6 protein-coding genes and 2 pseudogenes are annotated in these 9,785 nt (G+C 64.4%); 2 read left to right on the top strand and 6 right to left on the bottom strand.

Translation table 11 applies throughout. The annotated features are described in order from the left end of the window. The 4 genes and pseudogenes from BN11_RS24395 to BN11_RS19080 form a co-directional block, all read right to left on the bottom strand. Positions 1 to 211, bottom strand: a pseudogene (locus BN11_RS24395) (IS3-like element ISAar46 family transposase); the annotation flags it as partial. A gap of 716 nt (positions 212 to 927) precedes the next feature. Further along, complete coding sequence (locus BN11_RS19090) at positions 928 to 3,942, bottom strand: type I restriction endonuclease subunit R (protein WP_048699948.1); 3,015 nt, start codon at positions 3,940 to 3,942, stop codon at positions 928 to 930. Positions 3,943 to 3,949: 7 nt separating this feature from the next. Beyond that, positions 3,950 to 5,203 (bottom strand): restriction endonuclease subunit S, encoded by a 1,254-nt coding sequence (locus BN11_RS19085; RefSeq protein ID WP_053084191.1) that lies wholly within the window; start codon positions 5,201 to 5,203, stop codon positions 3,950 to 3,952. Then, positions 5,200 to 5,877: a hypothetical protein gene (locus tag BN11_RS19080; protein WP_235435555.1), complete on the bottom strand. Its 678-nt coding sequence runs from the start codon at positions 5,875 to 5,877 to the stop codon at positions 5,200 to 5,202. The genes BN11_RS19085 and BN11_RS19080 overlap by 4 nt, the downstream gene beginning before the upstream one ends. Before the next feature lie 417 nt (positions 5,878 to 6,294). Here BN11_RS19080 and BN11_RS19075 point away from each other — a divergent pair, with 417 nt between their 5' ends. Both BN11_RS19075 and BN11_RS19070 read left to right on the top strand, forming a co-directional pair. After that, positions 6,295 to 7,086, top strand: coding sequence for a helix-turn-helix domain-containing protein (locus tag BN11_RS19075; protein ID WP_157044225.1), 792 nt, complete (start codon positions 6,295 to 6,297; stop codon positions 7,084 to 7,086). Positions 7,087 to 7,403: 317 nt separating this feature from the next. Beyond that, the gene (locus BN11_RS19070; RefSeq protein ID WP_048699405.1) at positions 7,404 to 7,622 is read left to right on the top strand and encodes a hypothetical protein; all 219 of its coding nucleotides are present in this window, start codon (positions 7,404 to 7,406) and stop codon (positions 7,620 to 7,622) included. A gap of 213 nt (positions 7,623 to 7,835) precedes the next feature. Here the strand turns inward: BN11_RS19070 and BN11_RS19065 are convergent, their stop codons facing one another. Together BN11_RS19065 and BN11_RS19060 are read right to left on the bottom strand one after the other, a co-directional pair. Next, the gene (locus BN11_RS19065) at positions 7,836 to 8,888 is read right to left on the bottom strand and encodes an Eco57I restriction-modification methylase domain-containing protein (protein ID WP_048699404.1); all 1,053 of its coding nucleotides are present in this window, start codon (positions 8,886 to 8,888) and stop codon (positions 7,836 to 7,838) included. A gap of 2 nt (positions 8,889 to 8,890) precedes the next feature. Continuing rightward, positions 8,891 to 9,785: pseudogene (locus tag BN11_RS19060) on the bottom strand (DEAD/DEAH box helicase); the annotation flags it as partial.

Here is a 9,785-nt window from a genome sequence, read left to right as displayed (position 1 = left end):
GCTCCTCAATCTCCCGGTCGCGGCGGTCCCGCGAGACCGGGCCCAAACCAGCCCGGGCACCGGCGTCAGCCGCTCGACGCCACTCCACGATGTGCGAGGAGTACAGCCCTTCCCGGCGCAGGACCGCACCCCGCCCACCGTGCTCGGCCGCGTCGTACTCGGCCAGGATCCGCGCCTTGTACTCCGCCGTGAACACCCGCCGCTTGGGCCGGTCACCTCGAGGTCCCATGACCCCATCATCAACGGCCCCATCGGCCAAAGTCATCGTCATCAGCTACTACTCGCTTCTCACCCCGTGCAAGGGAAGGAACTCAGTCGTCGTGTCTCACCACAGCCTGACGCACAGGGCACCTCGGCCAGTTGATCGTCGGAGTGCTCAACTTCGCTTGGCATGAAAGTATCCACAGCCACCGACAGCGAACGGTCAGGCACAGTCATCGCATCTCCCCGTTGCTGGCAGAGCAACGAAGCAGGTAGGGCACGTGGGGATCTCGGCGCTGAGTGCGTGGACTTTCGCCCCGGGCATCTTGGTTGTCGTCGCTCGTACCGCGGATCGGGCAAGGGTCGCGCTCTTGCCCAACCGCTGAAGGGCGGCCTCGGCCTGCCTCCGCTTCTTCCCCATTGGTGACCCCTTGGGCACAACGATGCCGAGCCGTGGAAGCCCCAGCCGCTTGAGCTCGGCTCGCACCTCCTTGATGAGCTTCCGCTCCGACAGGCACGCCTCGCAGTGGACGGCTCTCGGCCGGCCAACTGGTTTGGAACACGTGCGGCACTTCCTCGCCCCCCGCTCCGGGCCGATGTCGCGAATGTCCCTGCCCGGAGCCGTCGCCCGCTCAGACGCTCGCACGCCGGTGAGGCGCTTGCTCTTGACGGTCGCTCCGCCACTGTGCAGAGTGACGCGGCTGCGTGGCCGGATGAATGCCATCGTCAGGCCATCGATTCTTTGCGGAACTCGTCGTAGGTGCCGGCGAGGTAGCGGACAAGCGAGACCTGGAAGTCCGGGTTCGAGAAGAACAGGTCGAACAGCACCCCGTTCTTGTCGTGCCTGTCGATCAGCAGGTCCTTGACCTTCTGCTCGAGCACCATCTCGAACTGGCTGCGGTCGTTGTTCAGGGCGACTTCGCGCATCTCGTCGTCCTCCTTGACGACAACCCACTGCTGGTCGACCCAGACCTTGTCGGCCTCGCCGAGGTCGGCTCCGTACTTGTCGTTCATAGCGGAGATCAGCGCCGATAGCTTGTCCAGCATCGGTTCGGTCAGCGCACCCTTGCCCTCACCCGGCAACGCCACCCCGGGCTCGTCCGATCCGGCCAGCTCGATCGCGGCTTCCGAGGTGACCGCGATCCGCAAGTGCGTCAGCTGAACCGACTTCGAGATCTGCGGCATAGGGCTGTTCTCGCCTGGCGGCAGCTCCAGCAGCAGCAACCGGCCATAGAGGAACAGCCGCTCCCAGTCGGTGTCAGCCCAGGGCATGACTTGAGCGACGAAGGCGTACGCCCGGCAGAAGTGTTCCAAGGTTCGCCGGAACTCCTCCGCCTTCTCCTCCTCGAGCGCCGCGAACCGTCCGACGGCGGGCTCGAGGTTCGCGTACAGCACAGACTGCAATGCCGGATCCTCCGAAAGCAGCGCCCCGACAGTCGCCTCCATCTCCGGCATCGATAGCACTCCAGCACTCATCAGGTCGTGCTCCATGGTGGCCAGCACGTTGGGCTCGGTCGGAGTGGAGAACGACTCCTCGAAGAACGGCTCGAACGCCGCTTTGATCTCATCGGCCGAGTTGGCGAAGTCCAAGACGAAGGTGTCCTCCTTGCCCGGATGCGTGCGGTTCAGCCGCGACAGCGTCTGTACCGCCGCGACACCGGACAGCTTCTTGTCGACATACATCGTGTGCAGCAGCGGCTCGTCAAACCCGGTCTGGTACTTCTCCGCGACCACGAGCACCTGGTACTCCGGCCCGTGGAACTTCTTCGGCAGCTGCCCCTCAGAGAATCCGTTGATCGAGGTCTCCGTCACGGCCGGAGCCTCCGGTGCCTCCGGGTCGACCAGCGATCCCGAGAACGCCACCAACGTCCGCAACGGCCGCTCGCCCTGGTCGTAGCCTTTCTTCGCGATGTATGCCGCCAGCGCCGCCTGCGTCCGCACCGCGTGCAGCCGCGACCGGGTCACCACCATCGCCTTGGCCTGCCCATCGATCTTGCCCGCCGTCTTCTGCCGGAAATGCTCGATGATCACCTCCGCCTTCGCGTCCAACGCGTACGGATGCAGCGACGCGAACCGGGCAAGAGCCGCCCGCCCCTTGCCCGATTCCATCTCCGGGTCGTTGCGCGGGTGCGCGTTGGCGAGCTTGTAGTACACGCCGTACGTCGTGTAGTTCGCCAGCACGTCGAGGATGAACCCCTCCGCGATCGCCTGCCGCATCGAGTACGTGTGGAACGGCCGCTTGTGCCCATCGGCACCGACCTGCCCGAACGTGTCGAGTGTCTTTGGCTTCGGCGTCGCTGTGAACGCGAAGAACGACAGGTTCTTCTGCTTGCCCCGGTGCCGCGCGCTGGCGAACAGCGCCTCGTCTGCCGCGTCAACGGAAGCGTCGTATGCCGCCTGCTCGGCTTCCGCCGCCGCCTCCAGTTCGGCGTCGTGGTCGCCCGAACCCAGGACCTTCTTCAGCTTGGCGACCGAGTCTCCACTCGATGAGGAGTGCGCCTCGTCGACGATGACCGCGAACCGTCGCCCCACCACACCCTTGGTCTCGCCATCGGCCGCGTCCTTGGCGGCGAGCTCGGCGACGACGGGGAACTTCTGCAGGGTCGTGATGATGACCCGCGCCGCGTGACCCTCAAGGGCTTCCTTGAGCTGAGCCGAGTTCTCATCGATTCGCACGATCGTGCCCGGCGTGTGCTCCAAGCCGGCGACCGTGTCCTGGAGCTGACGGTCGAGCACCTTGCGGTCGGTGATGACCACGACCTTGTCGAAGATCGGAGCGTCATCGGCGCCGTGGAGGCGCGAGAGCGCGTGAGCGGTCCAGGCGATCGTGTTCGACTTGCCGGACCCCGCCGAGTGCTGCACGAGCCGATCTACTCCGGCGCCGTCACGATAGGTCGCGTCGAGGATCGAGCGCACCGCGTGCCACTGGTGGAACCGCGGGAACAGCGTCCGGTCGCCTTCGACGTGGATGAATGATCCGAGCAGGTCCAGCCACGCGTCGCGCTGCCAGACCTGCTCCCATAGGTAGGCCGTCTGGTAGCCGGACCTCACCGCCGGGTTCCCCGCTGTGCCGGTGTTCCCCGCGCCGTCGCTGCCCTGGTCGAAGGGGAGGAAGACCGTCGCCTCACGAGCCAACTTGGTCGTCATAGCCACGCGGTGCGGGTCGACCGCGAAGTGCACCAGAGTCCGCGCCCGGAAGATCAGGTCGTTCGGGTTGCGGTCGGTTCGGTACTGCGCCATCGCGTTCTCGACGGTCTGGCGGGTCAGTGGGTTCTTCAACTCGGCGGTTGCGACCGGGATGCCGTTGACCACCAGGGTCATGTCGACCGAGTCCGAAGGGTTCGACTCCGAGTGGTGCAATTGCCGGACGACACCCAGCCGATTCGCGGCGTAGCGCCCGGTCTGCTCCTCGTTGAGACCACTCGCTGGCTTGAAGAAGCACAACCGGACGCTGACGCCCGAGTCCTTGACCGGCGAGCGGAGCACGCTCATCGTCCCGCGGTGGTCGAGCGCGTCGACGACGACCTTGAGGAACTTCTCCCGCGCCGTCGCCTCGCCCCCATGACGCGTCACCAGCTGCTGCCACGCCTTGGGCTGCGACTCCTTGACGAAGGCGACGACCTCCTCGCCGAACACACCAGCCTTTCGGTCGTAGGTCGCGGGCGCGAGCGAGTGCCAGCCGTGAAACAGCAGATGTGCCTCGATGTTCGACTCGAACGCCGACTCCTTCGTGCTGCTCATTAGCGCCTCATCCCGGTATCCCGCTGCCAGCGGTTGTGACGTCGAGTTCACCAGTTACCGCTGCGGTGATCAACGACTGCTTGAACTCACCCAGCAAGTCAACCTGCCGTGTCAGAGTTCGGATCAGTCTGTTTCGTTCGGCTGCTGTCGCATGGACGGCCTCGACGGCTGTTCGTTGTCGGGCTGCTGAAGGCGCTGCAACGCGCAGGTCCATGAGGTCGGGGAAGTAGATCGTCTTGTGGGTGGACCCCATCGACAGATAGCCAAGGAGATAGTGCCTCATTGCACGAAGGAAATGGAGCAGGAACTCAGGGTTGAGGCCGTCGCCGCACGTCCACGTGACGAAATCCTGACTGGTAGCCATGTCTCGGTCCATGATGATCGAGAAGCCCGCTGAGGCCGTTCGGCTTAGTGCCACCGTTTGTGCCGGATGCAGGACTGCCGCGCTGTTTGCCAACCCGAGCTCACTGATGTTCGCCTCAGTTCCGTCCAAGCGATCGATCTCGTCCCGTCGGAACTTGTGAACGTCGGAGGTCGTGAGCCACGGAATGCGACATTCCACCCAGTAGTCGGGTTCGCTGCGACTCGGGGTATGTCCCGTTCCTATGCGCGCGAGCTGGCTTAAGCGCCGGACCTCCCAGTCCACGCCTACTGACTCAGCCCACGGCAGGCTGACACGCCGCGTCGGTCCTCCGAGTCCGAGCACCAGGTTGCGTCGTGCCGCGGTGAAGCGTTCATCGGCATGCGCTGTCTGCCGGTCCCGGGCGGTGATGATCTGGTCGATGCGGGCTACGCGGTCGTCGAGGAAATCCGCGATCCGCCGCTGCTCATCAGTGCTGGGTAGGTCCAGCGGCGTGGCAGCGAGTTGATCGTTGTCTATTTCGATCTGACCCGGGCGTACGCCACGTGAGATGGCTGCGAAGTGTGCGGTCATTCGTGGGGAGCGCAAGAGGTAGTGGAGGTAGCGGTCGTGCTCGCTGTGCCTGGGAGCGAAGCAGATGTAGTGACCCGACATGATGCCGCGGTGCGCAGAGACTCCCAGTGACCCCTGCCATGCCTTCATCCGGTTGACCGCGAGCCAGCCAGGTTCAACGAGCTGGTAGATGCTCCGATCCTCAGCAGTCTGGTTGTGGTTGACCATCTTTTCCTTCAGGACGACGCCGTGCTCGCGAAAGACCGACAGCATGGGTTCGTCGACGAAGCCGAGGATCTTGCGTCGCTCGAACAGTCTTCCGAGGCGAATCTGACGAGTCTCAGTCACAGGCCGAGCCCGCTCATCCAGTGCTGGATCCGGATCTCGAGGTCCTTGATCTCTTGGGCGATCTCGTCGACCGGGCGGGGTGGCGTGTAGACGTAGAACTGCCTCGTGAAGGGGATCTCGAAGCCGATCTTGGTCTTCGCGTGGTCGATCCACGCGTCGGGCACGTAGGGGTGGATCTCATTCTCCAGGTGGGTTTCTGCCGTCTCGAAGAGCGCCTTCTCGCGTGCCGACTCGTCGAGGGCGAGCCAGCCCTCGGGCAGGAGGACGTTCTCCTGGTCGCGCAGATCCGGGTCGGGCTCGGCCTTCCCGCCGCGTCCCGTGATGATCGGTGCGTCGGGGTCGGTGATGGCGCATGCCTTGGCGAAGGCCTTCTTCTGTGGGGTCGTGAGCTCGGCAACCTCGCCCAGCAGTGCCTTCTCCGTCTCGAACCGCTGACCGACCAAGCCGGCGTACGCGGCATACGGCTCATCGGCGACCGCCTCGGCGGTGACCTCCCATCGCCGGCGCATCGGCCGCTCGACGGTGATCCGCTGGAAGCCGAAGGTCTCGTTGGTGAGGACCTTCACGCGGGGATCGTCCGCGTACTCGTCGCGGGCTCCTCCGTAGAGACGGGCGATCTCGTCGATGGCGGCTGGTGTGAGCTCTTTGCGCTTGTCGCCCAACGACTTCCGCATCTTCGTGCCGAGCTCGCGTGCGTCGATGAGCTTGACCGTGCCGCGGTCCTCGTCGGCCTTGTCGTTGGTGAGGATCCAGACGTAGGTGGAGATGCCCGAGTTTATCTAACCCTTCAGGCGGATTGCCGCACAGGAGTAGGCTTCTCAGTGTCCACGACTGTCAGAAGCGGGAGTGGGGCGCCCCAGCAACGGTCGGCATTGAGAACCCACGTAGGTGTTGGCCACGGTTCCGAGCAGTTTTGTCCGGCTGCCAGAGTGGTGTCCGCCACGTTCGGATCTGCCATCGGACATGGCCCCTCGATGTGACATATATCACCATGTCGGTGTGGGGGGAGATGATGGGGCCGGCACTTAAGAGGGGTTGAACACCGAGAAGCTTGCGCGTCGGTGCTCAAGCCCGACAGATGAGGAGACCTTTTGATCCCGCCCCCCGAGGAGGCGCCCGACGGACAGCCCGTCGGGGACTCGGGGGCGCCCCGGATACAACCGGACAAGAGTGGGACGATTGCGCTCGGGGTGCCGGAGGCGTGGCTGGCGGACCCCGCCTTTGACAAGCCCGCAGCTGATGTGGATCGGCTCGCCGGTGACCTCGACCTCTATAACACCCTCGCGCTAGCCGGATTCTGCGGGTCAGGCTACGACTACTTCGCGGACGAACTCGCGCGCTACGGACTGGCCGTCATCGGCTCATGGGTGCGATCTGGACTGATCTTCGCCAAGTGTCGTGATCGCGGCCTGGGCGGACTTGCCCCTCCGTCATGGGAGCTCCGGGACGACCACGCCGAGGAGCTGACGAACGAGACAGTCGGTCTGGCGGTGATCAAGTTCCGGGAGACGGTCCTGCTCAAGAAGAAGTGGGACCCGCGCAAGGGTGCGAGCCTGCGCACCTTCTTCATCGGGCAGTGCCTCATCCGGTTCGCCAACATCTACAGGAGTTGGCTCGCCCGGGAGGACCGCTGGAGCGCACAGCGCGAGATGACCGAGGATCTGCACCCTCACGTGCGCCCTCACGACCGCGCCCTGGACGACATGCTGGCCCAGGCCGAACTCGGCGAGATCGAGGACCGCAGGCTCCGCCTCGCCATCGTCTATACGGCGGCCGGTTGGCGCCAGTGGGAGATCGCCCAAGAGCTCAGTGTCTCGGAGAAGACGGTCGAGCGGATGCTCGCCAACCACAGGCAGAGGATCCAGAAACGGAGGAGCGCGTGAGCGACAGCAACATCGTCCAGAAGGTGAACAAGAGCTCACTCGGCAGCCGGCAGGCGCGCACTCTTCGAGCCTCGGTGTCCGTCACCCGGGCTAGGAGCGTCATCGCCCAAGCCCAGGCCAAGCAAACTCCCCATCAGCCGGGGGGTAGCGACGACGGCACCACTAAGAGATAGACGACCGACTCCAACCGGGAGCCGGCCAGGGTGGTGCAACAGCACCGCCCTCCGAACCGCGGGACGGAGCGAAGGGCGAGCATGGTGTGGAAACCGACAGCCTATCGCCTCCGAGCCCGCACGTGAACCCTTTGGAGGTTCGACATGGCAGGAAAGTCCAGCGGCCGCGGGCGCGCAAGATCGGCCAAGACCGGCCGGTACGTGACCCGGGCGACAGCAGCGCGCCACCCGAAGAGCACCGTCATCGAGGCGGGCGGCAATAAGGGATCGGGGACGCGCTCCCGCAGTGCGATCACCGGCCGGTTCGTGACCCCGGCGACGGCCCGGCGCCACCCCGGCTCGACCGTCACCGAGAACGGCTGATCGTGGTGTCGACCACTCGTCGCACCCGTGTCATCCGCCGTGGTGGCATCACCGTCAGGGTGACGACCGTAGTCACCACCAGGCGCCGCATCGTCCCACTGCCGGCCCGGGTGGTGCGGCAGGTCGGCTGACCGACGCCTCAACGTTGCCCCCGCCCAACTATCTGGGCGGGGGCAACTTGTGAAATGCAAGGTCAGATCATGTCGCCAGCGGTCATTCCATCGGCTTGATGTGGGCTTCGATGAAGGCGATCTCGTCGGCGTCGAGGCCGTACTTCGCGTAAAGCTGCTGGTCAATTTGCGGGATCGGAGTCGTCCAGTCGATGTCCGAAGCCGACGTGAAGTCTTGGAGGGGGACGTACTTCCAGACCCTGGCAGGGTTGTGCTGAGTGATCTTCAGGACACCGAGAAGCGCGCGGGCGAACTTGGTCTTCACGTACTTGAGACAAGCGTCGGCGGCGACCTTCTCATCGAAGGATCCGATCGTGATGAAGGTCTGGGTGACCCCAACACTGGGCTCACCAATCATCGGTTCACCGATAACCAAGGCCGGCTCCCTACCGAGTGTTCCGAGGTGCCCTCGGGAAGCCGGCACCAGGACCTTGTACTTACCGAGGCCCTCCGGACCGGTGAGGTAGTCACGGCGAATCCAGCGGTAAGCGCGGCTCCTGCCAGCGAGGCCGTACACACGGACATACTCGTTGCCGTCGGCGGGCTTGTCTGCGTGGTAGAGAAACGCGAACTGCTCGAACGTGTTCGTATTCACCAGCGCCGTGTTGCCTTCTGGTCGCAGGTCACGAGCCTGCGGGTGGTCTTCGTACAACTTGTCTGTGTAGCGGTAGGAGCGCGAACTCGTGATCCCGATCTGGGCCAGCGAGGCATCACCGGACTCGATCACCTTGTGGAGGATCGTGTTGAGCTCCGGGAAGCTCGTGAACGTGCCGATTGACTCGCCGTCGTGATCCTCATCCCAGTAGGTGACTGCGATCCCGCCATTGATCGTCGTACCGGGGAACAGGGCGTCACTGTCAGGCACGTAGTGCGGGACCCTCAGGCGAGGGTCAGCGAGCATCTTCTCGTTCCACGCCTTAGGGGTGAAGCCCGCGTTGAACAGGAAGCGTGCCGGGGTGATGAGCACGACTTTCTTGCCTACTTCGTAGGCCGCGTCCATGAACAGGTGGTACACGGGGGTGTCACGGGTGCCCCCTCCCTGCGCCTCCTCCTGATAGGGCGGGTTGCCGATGACAACATCGAACTTCTTGCTCATGGTCAGGACCCTACTGTCAGCATGTCCTCGACCATCGTCTGTCGCTCTTCGGGGGTCATCCGAGCGAGGTTGCCCACCCTGAAGTGTCCGGACTCCTCCATCCAACGCTTGCGTTCGGGGATGCCGCCGGAGACGGCCTCGATAGTGATGCGGTGCAGGATCTGGTTGTGGCTCATCTCGAAGATCTGCGAGGTGAGGATGTGCCGCAGGCGCTCGTCCTGGTCTGGGATCTGGTCGGCCAGGCCGTGGTCGAGGCGGCGAACAAGCTCCATCAGGAAGAGTCCCGCCGTTGAGAAGAGGTCCGCAAAGGTCTTTTCCGGGTCGGTGAAGATGCCGGGGTTCTCTTCTTCCAGGATGTCAACCATCTTCTCGACGACGGGTTTGGGGGTGAACACCAGCGAGGTCTTCTGCCGAGGGATGTAGGCGAAGATGTCCTCGGTTAGTTCGTCGTCGAAGTAGTCAGCCAGACCCTCTTTCTTGTCCAGGAACTCCTGGACGGCCTGGTCGAAGACGGACTCGTCGAACAGGCCGGGGATGATCGTGACCGTCCCGTCGTCTTCGGTGATCTCTTGGCCGTCGCGCAGCACCCGGAACTCGGCCTCGGTGATGCCGGTGATCTCCTCGAACACATCGTCGGGGGTGTAGTCGTCGAAGTTCGCCAGGCGGGTGTCCCGATCGCCGTAGGCCATGAGGAACATCGGGATCGTGCGGGCGAAACCCCGCAAGTGGGACCGGGCGTCCTCCATCGTCTTGTCGGCGCGCTTCTGCTCCGACTTGGTCTCTTCCCGCTTGACCACCTCGGGGACGATGGTCTTCATCACGTCCTCCACGATGGCCGCCAGGTCCTTCTTGAACGCCTCCATCTCGCCCGCCTGCCGAGACTTGACGTCTTCGGCT

The sequence above is a fragment of the Nostocoides australiense Ben110 genome, from assembly GCF_001050535.1.
GTDB classification, from domain to species: Bacteria; Actinomycetota; Actinomycetes; order Actinomycetales; family Dermatophilaceae; genus Nostocoides_A; species Nostocoides_A australiense.
This window is presented reverse-complemented; position numbering and strand designations above follow the sequence as displayed.